At 42.5% G+C, this 20,921-nt stretch carries 14 protein-coding genes and 1 pseudogene; 6 read left to right on the top strand and 9 right to left on the bottom strand.

The annotated features are described in order from the left end of the window. Positions 1–15 precede the first annotated feature (15 nt). From serS to NTX44_09400, 5 genes are all read left to right on the top strand, one after another. Positions 16–1,281, top strand: a complete 1,266-nt coding sequence (gene serS, locus NTX44_09420; protein ID MCX6121825.1) for a serine--tRNA ligase — start codon at positions 16–18, stop codon at positions 1,279–1,281. A 67-nt stretch (positions 1,282–1,348) separates the two neighbouring features. Further along, positions 1,349–3,109, top strand: a complete 1,761-nt coding sequence (locus NTX44_09415) for an ABC transporter ATP-binding protein (protein MCX6121824.1) — start codon at positions 1,349–1,351, stop codon at positions 3,107–3,109. 43 nt (positions 3,110–3,152) lie between these two features. Next, positions 3,153–3,521: a four helix bundle protein gene (locus tag NTX44_09410; protein MCX6121823.1), complete on the top strand. Its 369-nt coding sequence runs from the start codon at positions 3,153–3,155 to the stop codon at positions 3,519–3,521. Positions 3,522–3,595: 74 nt separating this feature from the next. Beyond that, complete coding sequence (locus NTX44_09405; protein ID MCX6121822.1) at positions 3,596–5,392, top strand: ABC transporter ATP-binding protein; 1,797 nt, start codon at positions 3,596–3,598, stop codon at positions 5,390–5,392. Between the two features lie 10 nt (positions 5,393–5,402). Beyond that, a complete protein-coding gene (locus NTX44_09400) occupies positions 5,403–6,005 on the top strand; it encodes a 3'-5' exonuclease (protein ID MCX6121821.1) in 603 nt (200 codons plus the stop codon). 86 nt (positions 6,006–6,091) lie between these two features. Here the strand turns inward: NTX44_09400 and NTX44_09395 are convergent, their stop codons facing one another. After that, complete coding sequence (locus tag NTX44_09395) at positions 6,092–8,701, bottom strand: T9SS type A sorting domain-containing protein (GenBank protein ID MCX6121820.1); 2,610 nt, start codon at positions 8,699–8,701, stop codon at positions 6,092–6,094. 419 nt (positions 8,702–9,120) lie between these two features. Here NTX44_09395 and NTX44_09390 point away from each other — a divergent pair, with 419 nt between their 5' ends. Further along, positions 9,121–11,127, top strand: a complete 2,007-nt coding sequence (locus tag NTX44_09390; GenBank protein MCX6121819.1) for a PAS domain S-box protein — start codon at positions 9,121–9,123, stop codon at positions 11,125–11,127. A 238-nt stretch (positions 11,128–11,365) separates the two neighbouring features. Here NTX44_09390 and NTX44_09385 read toward each other — a convergent pair whose 3' ends face one another. From NTX44_09385 to NTX44_09350, 8 genes and pseudogenes are all read right to left on the bottom strand, one after another. Further along, positions 11,366–12,070, bottom strand: a complete 705-nt coding sequence (locus NTX44_09385; GenBank protein ID MCX6121818.1) for an SEC59/DGK1/VTE5 family protein — start codon at positions 12,068–12,070, stop codon at positions 11,366–11,368. 119 nt (positions 12,071–12,189) lie between these two features. Beyond that, positions 12,190–14,049 (bottom strand): annotated as a pseudogene (gene ftsH, locus NTX44_09380) (ATP-dependent zinc metalloprotease FtsH). A 167-nt stretch (positions 14,050–14,216) separates the two neighbouring features. Further along, positions 14,217–14,780 (bottom strand): hypoxanthine phosphoribosyltransferase, encoded by a 564-nt coding sequence (gene hpt / locus NTX44_09375; protein MCX6121817.1) that lies wholly within the window; start codon positions 14,778–14,780, stop codon positions 14,217–14,219. Continuing rightward, positions 14,773–16,161 carry a tRNA lysidine(34) synthetase TilS gene (tilS, locus tag NTX44_09370; GenBank protein MCX6121816.1) on the bottom strand — a complete coding sequence of 463 codons (1,389 nt, stop codon included), beginning with the start codon at positions 16,159–16,161 and terminating at the stop codon, positions 14,773–14,775. The genes hpt and tilS overlap by 8 nt, the downstream gene beginning before the upstream one ends. A 172-nt stretch (positions 16,162–16,333) precedes the next feature. After that, the gene (locus NTX44_09365; protein MCX6121815.1) at positions 16,334–17,206 is read right to left on the bottom strand and encodes a hypothetical protein; all 873 of its coding nucleotides are present in this window, start codon (positions 17,204–17,206) and stop codon (positions 16,334–16,336) included. Then, positions 17,190–18,023, bottom strand: a complete 834-nt coding sequence (locus tag NTX44_09360; protein MCX6121814.1) for a hypothetical protein — start codon at positions 18,021–18,023, stop codon at positions 17,190–17,192. The genes NTX44_09365 and NTX44_09360 overlap by 17 nt, the downstream gene beginning before the upstream one ends. Further along, positions 18,020–19,504, bottom strand: coding sequence for a restriction endonuclease subunit S (locus NTX44_09355; protein MCX6121813.1), 1,485 nt, complete (start codon positions 19,502–19,504; stop codon positions 18,020–18,022). The genes NTX44_09360 and NTX44_09355 overlap by 4 nt, the downstream gene beginning before the upstream one ends. Further along, a complete protein-coding gene (locus NTX44_09350) occupies positions 19,504–20,919 on the bottom strand; it encodes a class I SAM-dependent DNA methyltransferase (protein MCX6121812.1) in 1,416 nt (471 codons plus the stop codon). Before NTX44_09350 ends, NTX44_09355 begins: the two co-directional genes overlap by 1 nt. Positions 20,920–20,921 lie beyond the last annotated feature (2 nt).

Below are 20,921 nucleotides of genomic sequence, written 5' to 3'. Positions count from 1 at the left end.
AAGGTAACGACGATTATGCTAGACTTGAAATTTATTCGTGAGAACCGCGACCTCGTGCGCAATGGCGCCGAAGCAAAAGGCATTACTATTAATCTTGACGAAATTTTTATTCTTGACGACAAACGCCGCGCTCTTATACAAGAAGGTGATGCGCTTAAAGCGAAACGTAATCTGGTTTCCGCCCAAGTCGGCAAAATAAAGAAACAGGGCGGAGATGCAAGTGCAGTCATCGCAGAGATGGAATCGGTGAAGGATAGAATTCAAGAAATAGATCCTGAAATACGTGATAGAGAGACGAAGTTGAATTCTCTTCTTCTTACTGTGCCCAATATCCCGCATCCATCAGTACCAATTGGAAAAACTCCGGCAGAGAACAAGGAGATTTTCCGGTGGGGCGAGATGCTCAAAACTGACTTTCCTTTAAAGCCGCATTGGGAATTGACGGAAAAGCTGAGCATCGTCGATTTCGATCGAGGTGCAAAAGTTTCCGGTGCAGGATTTCCTTTCTATGTTGGTAAAGGCGCAACACTGGAACGCGCACTCATCAACTTTTTCCTCGATCAAGCAACCGAACGCGGATATACAGAAATTATGCCGCCCATCGTCGTGAATGAAGACAGCGCTCGAGGCACCGGACAAATTCCAGATAAAGAAGATTTGATGTATATCGTCGAACGGGATAAGCTCTATATGATTCCGACAGCAGAAGTTCCTGTAACAAACTTCCATCGAGAAGAACAAATACACGAAAAAGATTTACCGGTTCGCTATGCTGCGTATACTCCTTGCTTCCGGCGCGAAGCCGGATCATACGGAAAAGATGTGCGCGGCCTCAATCGTCTTCATCAATTTGATAAAGTGGAATTGGTAAAGTTTGTTCATCCATCAACATCGTACGACGAGTTGGAATCACTGCGGCAAGATGCAGAACACCTCCTCCAGCTCCTCGGTCTTCCCTACCACACACTTCTCATGTGCACAGGTGATATGGGATTTACACAGGCGAAAAAATACGATCTTGAAGTATGGGCGCCTGGTCAGCAAAAATGGTTAGAAGTGTCATCGTGCAGCAACTTTGAATCGTTTCAGGCACGGCGAATGAATATAAAATTCCGACCGGGGAACGGCGGAAAGCCCGAAATTGTTCACACATTGAACGGATCGGGTCTGGCACTTCCACGAGTCGTTGCTGCACTTATTGAGCACTATCAAACACCGGAAGGGAAAGTTATTATTCCAAAAGTGCTTCATCCGTATACAAAGTTTGAAGTGATTGGATGAGTGAGCATTTCCAATTGCGAATTTTCAATTTTGAATTTTTACTTTTTCATTTTAACTTTTAACGTGAATGCGGCCGCTCCTTCGTCTTAAACCATATCTGATTCGCTACAAAAAGACTCTCCTCTTCGGATTGCTGACGGTCATAGGAAGCAACGTTTTTACGGTCGTCCAGCCTATGTTCCTTGGTAAAGCTGTTGATGAATTGAAGCGAGGTATCGAATCGCGCACACTCGTCTCCGGCGACCTGCTGATGTGGGCCGGACTTATTGTCGGCTTCTCCCTCATCGCTGGCATATTTACATTCCTGACTCGTCAAACCATTATCGTTACTTCACGACATATTGAATTCGATTTGCGGAACGATCTTCTTTCGCATCTCCAGAAATTGTCCTATTCCTATTTCCAAAATAAACCAACCGGCGACTTGATGGCGCATGCCACGAACGACATTAGTGCGGTGCGTAACGTCGTCGGCCCTGGTATCATGTATCCATCCGATACATTCATGACGCTGTCGTTTGTCCTGATTATGATGTTTATGAATGATTGGCAGCTTACGCTTCTTGTGCTCATTCCCATGCCGCTCGTGTCCTATGTCGTCTACCGGTTAGGAAAACTCGTGAATAAAATTTTCACAGATCGTCAGGAACAATTTTCATTACTCACAACACGCGCACAGGAAACTCTCTCCGGCGTTCGTATTGTCAAAGCATACGTGCGCGAAGAATATGAAGAAGAACGGTTCCGAAAACTGAGCTGGGAGTATTTGAAAAAGAACCTCGTGCTTGCACAGGTGCAATCGATTATGTGGCCGATGATGTTCGTCCTTGTTGGTTTATCGCTCGTTATAGCCATCTACTTTGGCGGACTCAAAGTAATTGACGGACGAATGACCATCGGAACATTGACGGCATTTACAGCATATCTGGGTATGCTCATTTGGCCGATGATTGCTTTTGGATGGGTAACAAATATTTTGCAGCAAGGCGCCGCTTCCATGGGCCGCTTAGCTGCAATTTTTGATACCGAGCCGGAAATAAAAGATACCGAAACGACAGATCATTCCATCGACCATATTGATGGCAACATAGAATTTCGATCCATTTCCTTCACTCATAAGAATGCTGCACAACCGACGCTGAAGAACATCAATCTCAAGATTGACTCCGGGATGACAGTCGCAGTTGTCGGATATACAGGTACGGGAAAATCGACGCTGGTCAATCTTCTTCCGCGCCTCTACGATATCACTCGCGGTGAATTGCTCATCGACGGGAACGATATCCGGACAGTTCCTCTTGAAGTGCTTCGTTCCAACATCGGATTTGTACCACAGGAAACATTTCTTTTCTCTGAAACGATTGCCGAAAACATTCGATATGGTGTGGATAATTTCGTTGAGGAAGATTTAAAATCGGCGGCAGAGATTTCACAAATTGCCAAAGACGTGCTGGAATTTCCAAAACAATTCGATACAGCCATTGGTGAACGGGGCATTACACTTTCCGGCGGACAGAAACAGCGCACAAGCATTGCCCGCGCCATTATGCGCCAACCCAAAATATTAATTCTGGACGATGCGCTTTCTGCTGTTGATACGTACACAGAAGAAAGAATTCTCCAGCGCCTCCACGATTTTATGAAGGGCAGAACTAGCATCATCATCAGTCATCGCATTTCAACGGTGAAGGATGCCGATTTAATCATCGTGCTTCAAAACGGAGAAATTGTGGAACGCGGTACACACGATGAACTGGTAGCACTCAATGGAATCTATTCGGAACTGCACACAAAACAGTTACTCGAACAAGAACTGGAGACAATGTAAATAACAAGTTAAAAGTTAAAAGGAAAAAGAAAAAAGAATATGTATGGCAGATAAACCAATGGATATTCGTGAACGAACTTTTCAATTTGGACTTGAAATCATTCAGTTCATTGAGAAGATTCCACACACACGGACTGGGAATTCAATTGCAAATCAACTGATCCGATCCGGTACTTCCATAGGCGCCAATGCACAGGAAGCTCTTGCGGCAAGTAGCAAAGCCGACTTCATTTATAAAACCAATATTGCACTTCGTGAAGCGAGAGAAACACAATATTGGATACGACTGTTAATGGAATCAAAATTAATCATTGATAAAGAGATAGAGACTCTCTTCCAAGAGTCAGATGAAATCACAAGAATTCTCGGTGCAATTGTTAGCACAGCACGAGGGAAGCGTAAGATACGATGAACAATAGTTCACTTTTTCTTTTGAATTTTTGTTTCTTACTTTTTCCTTTTTACTTGTCACTTTAGACTTGAATTATGCAAGAAGAAGAAGTCTTAGGTAAAGCATACGATGCCCGCCTCATGCGGCGGCTCATTAAATATTTGAAGCCGTATCGCTGGCATGTTGCGCTTGGCATTGTGCTTAGTTTACTGGTCAGCGCTATGGAAGCGGTGCGCCCGTACTTCACAAAAATTGCTGTGGATACGAACATTGTACAAGGTGATAGACACGGCTTGCTTGTCACAATGCTGGTGTTTCTCGCAATTATGATTGTGCGCGGTTTCGTCCAATATGCCAACGCGTACTTAACACAATGGATTGGGCAGCGTACAATTTTTGATCTTCGGATGGAAGTCTATCGACATCTTCAGAAACTTTCGCTTAAGTTTTACGACCACAATCCCATCGGCAGACTCATCACCCGCGTGACAAACGATGTGGAAGTACTGAACGAAATGTTCTCCTCCGGCATTGTCATGGTTTTCAGCGATGTTTTTACTATCGCAGGGATTTTTTATTTTATGTTTTCCATGAATTGGAAGTTAGCATTTGTCACATTGAGCGTGCTGCCGTTTCTTTTTTATGGCACATTTCTTTTTCGCAAAAAAGCCCGAGAAACCTACCGCGATGTCCGTATTCAAATAGCCCGCATCAACACATTCATGCAGGAGCACATCACCGGTATGCTTGTGGATCAAATTTTTAATCGTGAAAAAAAGTCGTATTCAAAGTTTTCAGACATCAATGCTGCACATCGCGATGCAAATATCCGCTCAATTTTCTACTATGCTGTTTTTTATCCGGGCGTTGATCTCATCGGTGCAGTAGCGGTGGGACTCATTATCTGGTATGCGGGGCGAAATGCGCTGGAAGGTGTCGTCACGGTCGGAACAGTGATGGCATTTGTGCAATTCAACGAGATGTTCTGGCGCCCCATCCGCGATCTTTCTGAAAAATACAACATCCTTCAGACTGCAATGGCATCTTCAGAAAGACTCTTTCAATTGTTGGATGACAAAACAGTTCTGAACATTCCGTCGGTACTCCTCCCGTTGAAGCATGTCCGCGGCGACATCGAATTTCGCAATGTCTCTTTTGCGTATAATCCTCCGGCAGATAATGAGCATGCAGCTCAATGGATTCTAAAAAATATTTCCTTCAGTATTAAGCAAGGACAGACGGTAGCAATCGTCGGACATACCGGCGCAGGCAAAACGACCATTATCAACTTGTTAAGCCGGTTCTACGATATTCAGCAAGGTGAGATTTTGATTGACGGCATCAATATTCAGCATGTCAGTCCGAAAGATTTGCGCAAACATATTGCCGTCGTACTGCAGGATGTATTTTTATTTTCCGGCGATATTCAGAACAACATTCACCTTGGCGATGAAACAATTCCCATCGAACGCGTCAAAGCAGCCGCGCGTTTGGTTGGCGCGCATCGGTTCATTGATGCCTTGCCGAATACCTATGCTGCAGAAGTAAAAGAGCGTGGTGCCACACTTTCCGTCGGGCAGAAACAATTGCTCTCCTTCGCACGCGCACTGGCTTTCAATCCACGGATTCTTATACTGGATGAAGCGACTTCAAGCGTTGATACCGAAACCGAACAATTGATTCAGCACGCAATTAAAAAAATGCTTCAAGGACGAACATCGATCGTCATTGCACACCGCCTCTCGACTATCCAAAGCGCAGATAAGATTATTGTTTTACATAAAGGTGAAATCCGCGAGATGGGCACTCATCAAGAATTGCTTGCGCTGAACGGCATCTATCGGAAGCTCTACGAGCTTCAGTATAAAGATCAAGAAATCAAAACTAATTGAGATCCAAGAATTGATACAAGATTCCCACTTATCTGATGGTACATTCGTTGTAGTAGATGTTGAAACAACTGGTCTGAATCCGATAGAAGATCGAATTACTGAAATTGCAATGATGAAAGTTAAGAACGGCGTTCTGTTAGATGAATTTTCAACATTGATTAATCCATTGGTTTCCATCCCTGCTTCTATCACAAATCTAACAGGGATCGATAACTTGATGGTTGCAGATGCACCAACCGCGAGAGAAGTAGCTCCAACGATTGCAGATTTTTTAGGCAATGCAATTTTCGTTGCGCATAATGCACAATTCGATTGGGGTTTTGTTTCTCAAACCACAATGCGCGAGCGCGGAATTGAACTTAATAATTCGCAGTTATGCACAGTCAAACTGAGCCGCATAATTTTGCCGCATTTGCCCAGTAAATCTCTTGGTCCGGTAACCACAGCATTGAATATTACCATTCCCGAACGTCATCGCGCTTCCGGCGACGCGTACGCTACTGCGCTTGTACTCGTTAAATTTATTTCCTACGTTCAACGCAAGCATGATATTCATCTCGTAAGCGAACTGCTCCGTTTTCAGAACGGTTGGTCACCTGTGCCTTCAAAATAGAACTGCCCGTCTTTCTCTCTCTATCGAGAAAAACGGGCAGTCATTCCTTCTTCTAGAATCAAATGATTGCGGCTATGCAGCGCGTACTATTTAATGAACTGCATCTTTTTCACCTGTATAAATTCTCCTGAAATGAGCTTGTAGAAGTACAACCCGCTAGTCATATTCGAACCATTCCATTGAACGGTATAACGCCCGGTAAGTTTTACATCATTGACCAACGTAGCAATTTCCTGTCCCAGCATATTATAAATTTTCAATGTTGTGAATCCTGTTTTTGGCAAATCGAATTTAATCGTAGTACTGGGATTAAATGGATTTGGAAAATTTTGGTTGAGAGCATAGCTTGTTGGGATTGTCGATTGATCCCTCGATACTCCTGCTATCGTTGTTTGAACAGCAACGGTATCCGAGTAGGCGCTTTCATTATTAGAAAGATCGATTGCAGATATTTTAAATCGATATGTAGTGCCGCCGGTTAATCCTGTAAGATATGCAGTATCGAGTGTCGAAACAGAAACAGGAGAAGGTCCTTCATTTGCCTCTGTTCCAGCGAAGCTGAAATCAGATGAATAATAGATTTTATATCCAGCGAGATCTTTTTCTGCATTTTGTGTCCATGTCAGCATCACCTTACTATTCACCTGCATGGTCAAAGTCAGCCCCGTCGGCTTGGCAGGTGGAATGATATCCGGTACAAGGATAGCACGATTGACATCTTTTGAAACAACATTGGTACCGCTAATACTGATTGTGTAAAGGTTCAATCCGGATGAATCTTTCTTTGCATTGATTTTCCAATCGAGTCCTAACGTGGTTTGCGCGGCCAGTGAGGCGATGGTTGTATCTACTGAGCCTGAATCAGCTTCGAGTCCATTAAAAAGTAACAGTTGAATATGGACTCCGTCAGCACTCACTGTCCCTGTATTAAAAATATCTGCATGAACAGTAAATGGGTTTGGTGTAAGAACGGAACCAAGAAGTTCAAGAGCCTCAGGTGCAGTGACGTACACAGAAAGCGGCGGAAGCAGATCTTGATTCGATTTCAGAGGCCTGAATGAAGTATTGTTCGATTCATTCGATTCAGAAATTGAATTGTTTGGATCTACCCTGACATAAATATTATGATACTTCGCATTCACCGGAACGATATAAGAAATCGTCTTTGTATAGTTTCCTCCCGCAGGAATCAAGGGAGCAACAAAGCTTCCAATGGAAGGCGGTGTTCCTGCATCAGGATTTCCATCGTACAGCACAACAAGAACATCGGAAACATCCAGTGTTCCATAATTGTAGACGGTGACACCAATTTGAATTTTATCGCCGCTGCGATAGACGCTGTCCGGGGGTGTAAAAGAGATATCACTTTGTGATATAGCGAGGTCAGGTAAATTTAATGCATACCCTAACGGCATAAAATCAGCTCCTGCACTACCGTTACATTGTAAAACTGAAACTCTTCCTGTTCCCTCAATTCTGTAGACATTGTTGCCATAATTTGAATTAAAGATATATCCTTTACCGGATTGTAGAAGAGTATCGGCAACGAGAGACGGAGATGTGTACGGATATGTAGTATCTCCTAAGAGCGTGACTTTTACTCGGTTATTATCATCATATGAAGAAATTGAAATAGTGCTTGCAATAGCTGGAATAACATATGCTCTGCCGGTATTTGTACCTGTCGAATCCGCACTGCGTGCCATATAATAATAACTACCTGTCCATCCGGCAAATGGTATATTCGCTGCAGTCACCGTGCCGGTTGAAACAATTTTCCAAAATGTATCCTGGTAAATACCAATTGTTTTTACTTGCCAGAGGCCAAGTGTCGCATCAGCAATCGTATCTCCCGTTGCAAGATTGGTTATCAGAACATGATTATTTTCAGCATAAGAAGTTACCGTAATTGAGTTTTCCCAGTAATATCCAGAAAACCCATAGAAGAGCGTACCTGCAAAATTGCCATTTGAAGAAGGCACGTAATAATCTTGATCGGTGTAGGAAAGGACAGAGACAGGTTTATTGCTGGTGACTTGCAAAGCTTGTCGTTCTATACTTGCAACATTCGGAAAATCTAGATACTGGCCGTCATTAAGAGAACCTGCATAAACAAATGCTCCTGTCTGTAGATTTTTTATAGTATATTGAGTGCCATCTTCATAAGCGAACACGATGAAATGCGGATCAAAACCGCCTCCTAACATCATCCATGTATTGAACTTTGTGCTCACACCGCGACCACTCTCATTAAGGGCAAAATATCCATTCACATAATTTGTAATTGCATCTCCAATGAGAACAGAAAATGTTTTGTTCCCACTAATGGAGTAAATGCCAGTTCCGGGAGAAATAGAATACAAAGTATCTGCTCGCATCCAGGCAACCCCTACGGTGTCTCCAATACTATTTGTGATGATCACATCAGTACTGTCGAAATAGGAAAATATAGTAATGTCACTAAATGTATATGTGGTGGTGGTATATTGTACTGTATTTGTACGCGCACTTCTTGTCGCCTTTGTTATTTTCTTAAGGCTGGATGGTACACTGTTTTTTAAATGGCTTACTGTTCCAGCAGGAGCGCCCGCCATTTGTGAAGATTGTTGTGCGAATGTAATTGTAGATACTGAATAAAATGTTAGCACAACAATACAGACCACGGTAAACCGAAAAGCTGTAGAGGAATAATTCATAGTACCCCCGTGACGAAATGGATAGTTTGTTGGATTTAATCTTTGCCAAATGATAACAAACGCATGTACGAATGTCAATGATGAAGTTATAGATCTAACTCTTTTTTAGGGAATTTTAACGTACATCACAAAGAATGTGCGATCATCTGACAACTATGCTAACAATTGCATTTCGGAATTACGCCTTTTGGGGATACAAAGAGCCTTTTAAAAGTCTTTTTTTGAATTTACCCATCAAGTAAAAAGCTTAACGCGTCTTATTCTTTTCCTTCCACCTCCAATTGTAGAATCTTCAAGGATATAACTCTCAATAACCTCGATTCTTGGCTGTAATCAATGATATGCCTACGGTACCCGCCTTGTGCCACTTTCTGGAAGAAAGAATAAAGGAGTGAGACAAAAGTCTCAAGGAGGATACAATGGAAGCAGCAACAAGTGGTATCAACATAATCCCGTTCATACCGTCAACCGCACAGGCAGCACGATCGGTCATGCTGTCAAACAGGCAAAATTTTCCGAATAATAGTCTGCGCAATGCCACAAAGATTTTTACATCCATCTGGGAGAACTCAAATGAAGGAATGAGGCTAACAGATGGCAATGGAATTATCGTTGCTATCAATCCAGCATTTTGCCGGCTTGTAGGAAGGAACTCTGAAGAACTGGTCGGTCACCTCTTTACCAGTATTTACGCCGACGTGGAAAACCGTGAGAAGATGATTCGCAACTATGAATCACACTTCAAAGAGCGCCAAGCAGAATCGCACTATGAACGAAGATTAGTACTATGGACAAACCACACCATCAATGTTGAAATTAATGATTCCTATATAGAGACAGATGATGGACGCGTATTACTGCTTTCACGATTTCGCGATATCACCATCGAAAAACTCACTCAAAATGCCCTTACAGAAAGCGAATCGAAATACCGCGGCCTCTTTGCAAACTCGGTGATGCCGATGTTTCAAAGCAGTGTCGATGGAAAATTAATGAATGCTAATCGCGCTATGCTGAAACTGCTTGGGTACAACAATTTCTTTGAACTTGCAGATCTTGATATCGCTAGTGACATCTATGGTAATTCCGATGAACGTCAAACAGTAACAGAGACCCTGCAGAAAAAAGGATATGTTGTCAATGCCGAATTGAGCCTGAAAAGAAAAAGTGGAAAAATTCTTACCGTGCTGGAAAACGCCCGTACCTTACATGATGAAAACGGAAAAGTGATCGGCTATGAAGGTGTATTAGAAGATATCACTGCCCGCAAAGCGATGGAAAAGAAATTGCAGGAATATGTCTGGGCGCTGGAAAAATCCAAGAATGCATTAGCTGAATTAAATGCGAAGAAAGACAAACTGTTTTCAATCCTCTCACACGATCTTCGCTCTCCATTCAGCAGCATCCTGGGATTCTGCGATATCCTTTTAAAAGAAAATGATCAACTCACATCTGAAGACCGAGTACAATTTGTCGCGTATATACAAGAAGGAGCTCAGGATCAACTTGCATTGGTCAATAAGCTGCTTGATTGGTCGCGTTTAGAATCCGGACATACACGACTTGAACAAACAGAAATCGATTTGCAGGATATCGCTAAAAAGAGTGTTAACTCTCTCTTGGGGCTTGCACATCAGAAACAAGTGAAACTGCAATCAACATTGCCGGCAAATATAGCGGTACGCGGCGATAGGCATATGCTGGGACAAGTGTTTGGAAATCTCATCGGTAATTCTCTCAAGTTCACACCAGCAGGCGGTGCAATCACTGTAGAATTAATCGAAGAACAGGACGATCAATGGGTTATTGGAGTTCGCGATACGGGTATCGGTATACCTGAAGAAGATGTACACAAGCTGTTCAAGATCGAAGAGAAATATACTCGTAAAGGATTACAGGGTGAAAAAGGAACTGGACTTGGTTTACCGGTTGTTCACGAAATTGTTTCGAAACATAATGGCACGATTGAAGTAAAAAGTCATTCCGGCACTGGAACACTCTTCCTTATTACTCTTCCTAAAAGCCGGCCCGGAACATGCGAGAACATTCTCGTCGTTGATGATGAACACGGGATGCGGATGTTGCACACACGATATATCAAGCGAATGCTGCCAGATGCAAATATTCTGCACGCATCGGATGGCGCAGAGGCGTTGCAACTCGCACGCGACTTTAATCCGAAATTGATTATTTCTGATAATGATATGCCAGACATGAATGGCGAAGAAATGGTTCGCACATTGAAATCAGATCCGATGACTGCCAACATTCCAATCATTATCGTCACCGGACAAGATTCCGATGCAAATCGCGAAGCACTAAAGCAATACGGTGCATATGCTGTATTAACGAAACCAATCACACCGGAACAACTTGCTGAAATATTAGAAAATATCGAAGCTGGCGAGGTTACTATAACTCTTTAATAATATATGTCTTCCTCTCAAGCCTTTCCATGGAAGCCTCCTCAAGAATAATCTTGATCCATGGAAAGGCTCCTCCTTTCATGTTCAATACAACGTTACAAATTGTTACGGTTATACAATTCAGAAATAGGGCTCACTGGACTTGCTGAATTTGCCAAGAGTTCTCCATCCGACGGTACACGAGAAAACCTATTATAAACGCAGGAAATAGCACTCGTATAACGCGTCTTAAAACGATTTATACTAACCGTAGAAGATTTATTCCTGGAAGAAGCCATGCATAAAGTAGCCAGAGGGAGAAACCAACGGAGAGAGGAATTGAAATGTTGTCGTCAATTTTAACAGAAAGTGCCTCGACGACAGTACCGATTGCTGCTGCTATGAAGCCGATGAAGTATTCCATGGGAAGCTGGTCAATCTTTGGTGCAATGAGAATCACGAGGAGAGCAGAGATAAAGAATGCCAACGATCCTTCAAGACTTTTAGCAAAAAAACGATGTCTGCCGAATCGTCTGCCGATAAGGGCAGAAGTAGTATCCGAGATTATAAGAATAGTAAAAGCGTTAAGTGCTATGACTTTGGGAAACAAGAGTACGCATAACAACGCTGAAATAAGCACATTCGACGCACCGCTTAATCTTTTTTTGTTGACGTCGGTTTCGTGCCGCCGCAGAAGCCAGCCAAACCATTTGTAAAACCATCGTGCAACACTTGGAATATAGTGCCGTGCTACGTCAATAACGATGCACACCGTTGTAATTGGCACAAGAAGGTAAAGTGCCATTTGCTTAGAGATAAAAAAATAAATAGTAGGGATTGAAAGAGAAAAAAGATGAATTGCCTTCCTTACCAACTCATGTTTGTAATCGATGGTTGCGGTATGATCGAGATGCCTTAACTCGCTACCGCGCACACTCCATTTCTCCTCATCGGCGTCAGGCACTATGATTTTTTCTCTTCGCTTATTGCCGGTGGTGCCAGCACACTCACCTTTGCTGGTAACGGTTTCACTTCCGGTAATTCCGTTTGAGCAGATTGTGCTCCATTCACATGTTTGTCAACCGGCGGCAATTCTTCCCCGCGAATAATTTTATCTATTTCTTCTGAATCGAGGATTTCGCGCTCAAGCAATGCATTTGCCAGGCGATGAAGAATTTTTGCGTTTTCCTTAAGGATTTTATCCGCACGTTTCATTGCTCGCATGACAATTAATCGCACTTCAGCATCGATAGCGATTGCAGTGTTTTCACTGAAGGCGCGAGTCTTAGTAACCTCACGTCCTAAAAAGAGTTCTTCTTCTTTTGCACCGTACGCCAACGGGCCAAGTTTATCACTCATGCCCCATTCGCACACCATTTTACGGGCAAGTTCGGTAGCGCGTTCAATATCGTTGCCGGCGCCTGTGGTAAATTGATTGAAGACTAACTTTTCTGCAGCGCGTCCACCAAGGGCATACGTGATCATTGCCTCAAGATATTCGCGTGAGTATGTATGTTTCTCGTCAATTGGCAAGTACGTTGTCACACCAAGTGCGCGCCCGCGCGGAATAATCGTCACCTTGTGGACTGGATCAGCTTCAGGCAGGCACCGGGCTACCAACACATGACCTGATTCGTGATACGAAGTTACTTTCTTTTCTTTGTCGGAAATAAGCATGCTCTTCCGTTCCGTTCCCATCATCACTTTATCTTTCGCTTCTTCAAAGTGATGCATTGCCACAGCTTTACTATTCTGCCGTGCAGCAAGCAATGCGGCTTCGTTCACAAGATTAGCGATATCGGCACCTGATAACCCCGGTGTTCCTTTTGCAAGAACATCTAATCGCACATCCTCATACAACGGAATATTTTTCGTATGTACTCGGAAAATCCCCTCGCGTCCTTTCACATCCGGCCGATCCACAACTATCTGCCGATCAAATCGTCCTGGTCGCAGCAACGCGGGATCGAGAACATCCGGGCGGTTTGTCGCAGCAATAATAATAACACCAGTGTTTTGCTCAAAGCCATCCATCTCTACCAGTAACTGGTTCAGCGTCTGTTCACGCTCGTCATGTCCCCCGCCGATTCCGGCACCGCGATGCCTGCCAACAGCATCGATCTCATCGATGAAAATGATGCAAGGAGCACTTCTTTTTCCTTGCTCAAATAAATCTCGCACGCGGCTTGCACCTACTCCCACGAACATTTCCACAAAGTCCGCACCGCTGATAGAGAAGAACGGCACGCCTGCTTCTCCCGCGACCGCGCGTGCAAGCAATGTTTTGCCGGTACCCGGAGGACCAAGTAACAATACACCCTTAGGGATTTTCCCACCGAGCCGCTGAAACTTCGCCGGCTCACGCAGAAACTCAATAATCTCCTGCAATTCTACCTTAGCTTCGTCCGCACCTGCAACGTCGGCAAACGTTACCTGCATCAATCCTTCTGTTAACAGTTTTGCGCGGCTCTTACCGAACGAGAACAATCCTTTCGTTCCTCCTGCTCCGCCTGCACTGCCTTGCATTCGCCGGAAAATGAACAGCCAAATTCCAATGAGCAAAATCCAAGGCAAAATACTGACTGCGACATTCATCCACGTATTGTCTTCCTTTTCAACTCGAAACTTCAGACCTTTTGTCATCCACGATGTCACAAGTGCATCGTCAAGATTCGTATAGGGAAGCGTCAGTGTAATTCGCGTTGCGTTGCGTGCAGTCTTACCGCTGGCTGTTTGAATATCCATCGGGTCTTTCAGTTTCCCATGAAAATCGAAAATGGCATACCCGCTTATCTTCACTGATGCATCACTGAACTTTTGATCGTTCAGTAATTGCTGGAAGGTCGTAAAGTTGACTTCATATTCCGTTTCCTCATTCGTACGGAACATCCACATGAAAAGAAATACTGCAAGAATAATGGCAATCCAGCTCAATATAACTTTTCCAAATTTTCCCCACGGCGATTCCTCTTCTCGCGGCTGTTTCATCGGCCGTTTTGGGAAAAAGGGAGGTGCCGAACGTTTTTTCTGAGGTGCGTTCTGGTTCTTTTTTTCTTTGTTATCATCCTGCATATCGGTACTCATTTCAAACTCCATGGTCGGGCACACACTTACTCTGGCTTGATAGTTCCTTGCGGATTAAGCCGATAAATTGATTTCAAGTTACGAACTTTTTGCGCGTAGTCCAAGCCATAGCCAATGACGAAATCCGGCGGAATTTCGAATCCAACATAATCAACCGGAAAGTCAATTTTCGCCACGCTTTTTTTTAACAAGAGAGAGACGAGCTTCAGTGACTTTGGATTTTCTTTTTCAATGATATTTTTAATGAAGGCAATAGAGAGGCCAGAGTCAACAATATCTTCTACAACAATGATATCACGCCCCGCCACCTCACAATTGAGGTTCTTCAATAGCTTTACTTGTCCGGAGGAAATTTTAGCATCGCCATAGCTCGAGAGCTTGAAGAAATCCATCTCGCAATCGACAGTAATCTCGCGAATGAGATCGGCAAGGAAAATGAACGAACCGTTTAAGACACCAATAAATATTGGCGTCTTTCCCGCATAGTCGGTATTGATGCGCGCAGCGAGTTCTTGAATGCGGTTACGGATTTGCTCTTCCGTAATGAAAGGTTCAAATGTATCGCCATTGATTTTTATGAATTCAGACATGGTGAGCTCTTGTTGATGGTTGACAGGTAAGCCGAATTGCTGTGTGTGTCCGATCGGTCAATTTGAATCGATCGTCTAACCGTTTGCCGCAAATCCACACGATAGTGCCGTCAGATTCTAGAACAGGAATGGAAGATTTTTGATACCGCGGTACTTTTTGATCTGTAAAGAAATCGCTCAACTTTTTTTTCGTTTTCATGCCAAGCGGAATAAACCAATCACCGCTCTGCCAAGTGCGCAAAACAAGTTGTTGGCCTAATCGCTCGGCATCGATGTATTCAACTTCATGCGTTCCGGCAAAGGCGGATGGCACGCGTTCCGGTGTACTGATCGAAATAAGACAATTTTTGTAGTCGTAGCTTTTGCCAAATTCAACTTTTCTGCTCTTCAATTGTTCGTCGTCTGTGATTTTGAAAACAACATACTCGCGATCATGGTATGATGCAAATCTGCTGCCTAATTCTACACTGCGTCCTGTTGGTTGAGTGCAAAGCCGGTGAAGCGCACTCACTTTCTTTTCTGTCGGTTCAATACCCAACCGATGAAGGACTTCAACAAAAATTTCATCCCACAGAAAATCCGGTTCCAACTTCAGTTTTTCCACATGTAACGTTAAGCGCCCCTGTGGATCTTTTTGGATGAGAGCACGCATTGTTTCATCAACAATTCTTCGCATTTTTTCGTTTACGTCCAACATCGTGCCGGCAATTTGATTTAAGGTCTTGACGATCTTGGGATGACTCTTCTGCAGTATTGGAAGAATGTTGTGCCGCAGTTCGTTCCTTCGATATGCAAGCGAACGATTTGACGAATCATTTCGGTACGTGATGCCCTGCTCTACCGCATACGTTTCAATCTCTTTTCGTGTTGCAAAAAGTAACGGACGAATAATACAACCTGTCTCGCGTTTCGGTGGGATTCCCGCCAAACCGTGAATGCCGGTTCCTCGCATTATGTTGAGAAGCACTGTTTCTGCATTATCATCCGCGTGGTGTGCTGTGGCAACCGTATCTGTGCCTGCTTGGACGCGGATACGTTCGAAGCATTCATAACGAAGACAGCGGGCAGCAAGTTGTTTTGAAAGTCCAAGCTCATGAGCATACGACATCACATCGATTCGCTCACAAGAGAATGGAATGTGATAAAAATTCGACATCTCCATGACGAATTTTTCATCCCCCATCGATTCTTCACCGCGCAATTGGTGATTGACGTGAATAACCGAAAGCTTCAGTTTCAGTCGTTCACGAACTCTTGAGAACAGATGAAGCATAACCATTGAATCCACGCCGCCGCTTACCGCAAGAAGAACGGATTGCACCGGTGCTATTAACCGATGACGCTGATTGTATTTTTCAAGTTTTACTTCGAGAGAATGCATACATGCAAAAGACAGATGCGTCTTTGTTCTGTCCACTATTATAAAAAAAAACTTGACCTGTCGCCAGATCAAGAAATGCCATATTTAGTAAGGTACGGCTTTTTGGCAGGAAAGACAAGGTGAGGGAACAACTACGGACGCAATGGTTTTTGAATATTGAGGTAAATAAAGATTAAAAGGCAGTCTCTTTATTTTGCTGAATCAATGGTTTGACGCCGTGTTTTTCTGCATACTCAAGAATTCTTCCACATTCCGACGTATCGACATACTCAAAAGGAAAGTTTTCTCTTAGTTGCTTCCAGATCTGAAAGTTTTTTGTATTTTTTCCTTCAGGTTCATTTGCGACGACATATCCGAAGGAATTTTGACGCTGCCCTTCAAATGCAGAACGTAATAAAAACAACTGAGCCAAATCATATTCGATTATGTTCACTCTTTGATCTAGATCGATTTCCCTGGCAAATACAGGATATTCATTTCTGCCAATCAAATCTAGTTTAACCGGCGCAATAAGATATGGAATTTCTGGAGCCGACAATTCTCGGTCAATATTGAAGTGTCTTTCCAACTGGGATACATGTATTGTCTTATATGTATTAAAACTGTTTATCCGCGGCACACCTTCTACGATCGATATTGTATCATCAATAAATTGCTGATATAATTTCTGGAATATCTCCTGCGTTGCTTGAACAAGTATCGGTTTCGGAGCAGAAAAGGATATTACATTATTATTATACTTGCTTAGATAATTGATATATTCTTCTGAGAATAACTTATGCATCATGTCCGAAGCAAATACTGGTTGTCCTTCCGACCTTCCCGATTGCTCACTTTCCATCATTGCATTTTGTTCTATATTCTTCAAAGTGCTTCGGAGAATGGAATAGCTATTATCGCTTAGAAGTTGTTTCAAAGCTTTCAACTTGCCGTGAGAGTAGTTAAAAAACACTTTTCCTTCACTTGCGAGTAAAAGCCCTAAGGTTATTTTTTCCTGAACTTCAGGTCTAATCTGGGCTGAGAGTATGCTATATATTGTTTTCATGGCTTTTGTTAAAATTAAATTGAATAAATTCTAAATATTTCTGATGGCACTCTTCCAGCCATCGTTCACTAAATAATTTTTCTCTCATCAGGGAAAGTTGAGTCTCAAGATCGATATGCCATTCATTTGGTGTCTGCCCTAGAATGGTTTCAAGAACTTCTTTACATTGGTTTATTGAAACGTACCACTTCTTCTTCAGCAATGCAACACGGTCTTGATCGGCAAGCTCTTTTCGGCTAAAAATCCGTAAAAGAAGCGGGCTTGATAATAGCGTTTCTTCCTCTGTAAGTACTGTTAGCCCTCTTTCGAGATTACCATTATTGAATATGCTTTCATGATCAAATGCTACTAAATGAGTTCCATCATCTTCAACAGAAAGGAATAAGTTAAAGTTTCCCGAATGACGGTCTTCATTGCTTAACCACAAATCAAAGAAAGCGATTGTAAGAAACTCATTGGGATTTGCGAATTTTCTCTTTTCGTAATTCGACATTGCATAGAGAAATTGATCTATTTCCTTATACTCACGATTATAAAGCGATCCGAAACATGGGTATTTGAGATTGATAGAACGAATTCCAAGTTCAGGTGGAAGATGGTCCTTTCTTAGTGTCACTGCTGAAAATTCAGGGACACGTATTCCCCACTCTTTTGCAAATGATGCTGCAACATACTCTCTGAACAGTTTATCAGCTGACTTGCCCAATATATGGTATTTACACACATAGAAATTCAGATCACTAGCATGAACAAGGAGCGGCCTGCAGCCTGTCTCATAAACTTTCTCAACAGCTTCTATGCTGTTTAATCGATTCATTTCTTTTCTGCTACCATCCGATAGACATGTTCTGGAGTTTTATAGACAGTTTTTGTTTCAAACGCCTCTTTTAACACCGCTTGCAATAACATCTCTGAGTGCTTCGTATTCTCTTCGATTTGTTTTTCGAGTTGGTCACAATTACTAAAAAGCAAATTAACTTTTTGAACAATTCTTTCTTGAGCTGCTAACGGTGGAAATGCTATATTAATATTATTTAGATTGGCTTGACTTAATTTTGGTTGAAAACCGCCTGTGATATAAGGTTTCAAGTCAATTGCATTAACGAATATTTCTGTGTATTGGAGTGTACTATGATCAATGAATTTCAAAACATGGGCATGGTTGTTAACCCAAAATTTCCCTTTTGCTATAAAAGCCACTGACGTCGATCTTGCAACAAGATTTGCACCATCTTCACCTATTAATAAAAATTCTCCGTCATGTGTATAATGATCTATTTTATCGATTACACCCGATGCACCGTAGTAATCATAAAGTTTCTCTTTCATTACTCTGTCATTACGTGCTACTGGAATGCGATCTTCATCTCGATTGATTGAACAATCCCCCAACCTACACCACACCCAACCCTTTGGAAGTGCAAAAGGTATTTCCTCTTCTTTTATTAGTGGGAGAGGCTTTTCTTTTCGGAGCTTTCCTTCGGCAATGAGTTTTTCTTTTTCGGATTTTATGCGATTGAGCAATTCGCTCGCAGGTTCGTCGTTTGGATCTTGCGGTACGAGTTTTCCTTGCACTGCCTCCTGCAATATCGCTTGCCGTAATTTTTTGAGAAGAGATTGTTGGTGAGAGATTTCATTAGACAAACTCCGAACTTTATCAAATTGATTTTCAATGTGTTCTATACCATCTGTAAGATTCCGATAAACCTCCTCATCAGCACAATTATTTAAAGATTGGATTACCTTTCCTTGGACTGTCTTGTCACACTTTGGGATAACCAGTAACTTTATTTTTTCAGCATTGACATTAGGCTGTGCAGAACCAGATTTTAGTTTTGTTATTTGACTCCAAAATATATATGAGTTCAAATAGGCATAGATAAATTCTGCAGAATTATCATTGCTAACTCGCAGTCGTATTAAGTAGCTCGCAAATATTGCATTGTTTGGTGGATTCTTAACCAAGAACGTTATTCCTGTTGTTCCGCCTGTGCGTGCAATTAAAATATCATTTTCCTTCAAGAGATATTGTTCATGCGAATCACAATCGCAAGATGGGACACTCGCCCAATCAACCATACCATCATTGATGTCAGTAATTCTTACAAGTTTATGAGCTCCAGTTGCAGCAGCCGAAGCCGTATATCCATATTGCGAATTTACAAGATAATTTGAAAGAGTGGTTGTTTCATATTGGTCAAGTAAATGAGAAAATACGACTGTATTCCTAAGCTGTTTTTTTATTTCGGTTTCTGAAGTAAGGAAAGATAAAGGAATATATTTTATTTGAGGTTTCACTATCTTGATTTTAGTTGATTCAATATTTCAGATGACATCCTAAATGACTCTTGAATTTTCTCAATCAATTCACCACTCGTAAATTCTAATTCCTCCTCAACAACCGTTGGATTCTTTATATCCAAATCAAATCCACGTTCTTTGATTGTATCAATATTAACCTTCCAACAAATCTCACTCTCTTCTCGTTTCTTCCACCATTTTTTTATCGGATCAAACTCTTTTAACTGTATCGGTCGTGTCTTGTTATATGCCTTTTGCCCTTCTGGTAATCGGTGTTGATAATACCAAACCTCCTTTGTCGGCTTACCTTTCGTGAAGAACAATAAATTGGTCGCTACTGTTGCATAGGGTTGAAATACGGAGTTTGGCAATCGTATAATGGTATGGAGGTTGCAATCGGTTAACAGTTTCTCACGGATACGTTGTTTTATGCCCTCACCTGTCAACGAACCATCCGGCAATACAATCGCCGCACGTCCTCCATCTTTAAGCAGATGAACGAAGAGAATGAGAAAAAGATCGGCACTCTCTTTTGTTCTGTACGTTTGAGGAAAATTCTTTTCATTATTGTTGGAAACCGTTGCACCAAACGGCGGATTCGCAAGAATAACATCTACACGCTCCCTTTCTTTGTAACTCGTCAGTTCTCTTCCCAAGCTATCGATGTAAGTAATATCCGGCTCTTCAATATCGTGAAGGAGAAGGTTGGTAATAGCCAACAGATATGGAAGCGGTTTGTATTCATTGCCGCGGACAGTCTCTTGCAGTATCCGTCTGTCGTGAACATTCTTGATCTGCTTCTTCAAATGCTCAATGGTGCAGGTTAAAAATCCGCCTGTTCCGCACGCGAGGTCAAACACCACTTCGCCAAGTTTCGGGTTCACCATATCCGTCATAAACTGCGTTACTGCACGTGGTGTATAGAACTCGCCGTAATCTCCGGCATTTTGCAATTCACGCAGTATGGTTTCATACATTTCACCGAACAGATGCCGTTCAGTAGCAACATTAAAATCAAGTTCATCAAGTTTGTTCAACACCTTACGGATGTTGGTACCGCTCTTCATGTAGTTGTTATTGCCTTCAAACGCCTCGCGCACTAAATATGCACGTTTTGTTGCAGGCCTTAACTCCCTGAGTGCTGGAAACAATTCCTGATCGACAAATTTTGAAAGCTCATCCCCCGTTATTCCTTCGGTATTTTCCGCCCAATGACGCCATTGATATTTCTTTGGAATAGGAGATTTGTAGGTATCCTTCCTCAGTTCAAGGTCCTTGTCGTTATCGTCAAAGATTTTTAAGAAGAGCATCCAAGCAAGCTGCTCAATGCGTTGACCGTCGCCGCTTACGCCACGATCTTCACGCATAATGTCACGGATAGATTTAATTACACCGGAAATGTTGTGGGACATAG

The organism is Ignavibacteriales bacterium, from assembly GCA_026390575.1.
GTDB lineage: Bacteria > Bacteroidota > Ignavibacteria > UBA10030 > UBA10030 > Fen-1298.
This window is presented reverse-complemented; position numbering and strand designations above follow the sequence as displayed.

Excerpts from the sequence above, each read along its gene's own strand:
- serS (MCX6121825.1), top strand. The coding sequence starts at position 16 with ATGCTAGACTTGAAATTTATTCGTGAGAACCGCGACCTCGTGCGCAAT.
- NTX44_09415 (MCX6121824.1), top strand. The coding sequence starts at position 1,349 with ATGCGGCCGCTCCTTCGTCTTAAACCATATCTGATTCGCTACAAAAAG.
- NTX44_09410 (MCX6121823.1), top strand. The coding sequence starts at position 3,153 with ATGGCAGATAAACCAATGGATATTCGTGAACGAACTTTTCAATTTGGA.
- NTX44_09405 (MCX6121822.1), top strand. The coding sequence starts at position 3,596 with ATGCAAGAAGAAGAAGTCTTAGGTAAAGCATACGATGCCCGCCTCATG.
- NTX44_09395 (MCX6121820.1), bottom strand. The coding sequence starts at position 8,701 with ATGAATTATTCCTCTACAGCTTTTCGGTTTACCGTGGTCTGTATTGTT.
- NTX44_09390 (MCX6121819.1), top strand. The coding sequence starts at position 9,121 with ATGGAAGCAGCAACAAGTGGTATCAACATAATCCCGTTCATACCGTCA.
- hpt (MCX6121817.1), bottom strand. The coding sequence starts at position 14,780 with ATGTCTGAATTCATAAAAATCAATGGCGATACATTTGAACCTTTCATT.
- tilS (MCX6121816.1), bottom strand. The coding sequence starts at position 16,161 with ATGCATTCTCTCGAAGTAAAACTTGAAAAATACAATCAGCGTCATCGG.
- NTX44_09365 (MCX6121815.1), bottom strand. The coding sequence starts at position 17,206 with ATGAAAACAATATATAGCATACTCTCAGCCCAGATTAGACCTGAAGTT.
- NTX44_09360 (MCX6121814.1), bottom strand. The coding sequence starts at position 18,023 with ATGAATCGATTAAACAGCATAGAAGCTGTTGAGAAAGTTTATGAGACA.
- NTX44_09350 (MCX6121812.1), bottom strand. The coding sequence starts at position 20,919 with ATGTCCCACAACATTTCCGGTGTAATTAAATCTATCCGTGACATTATG.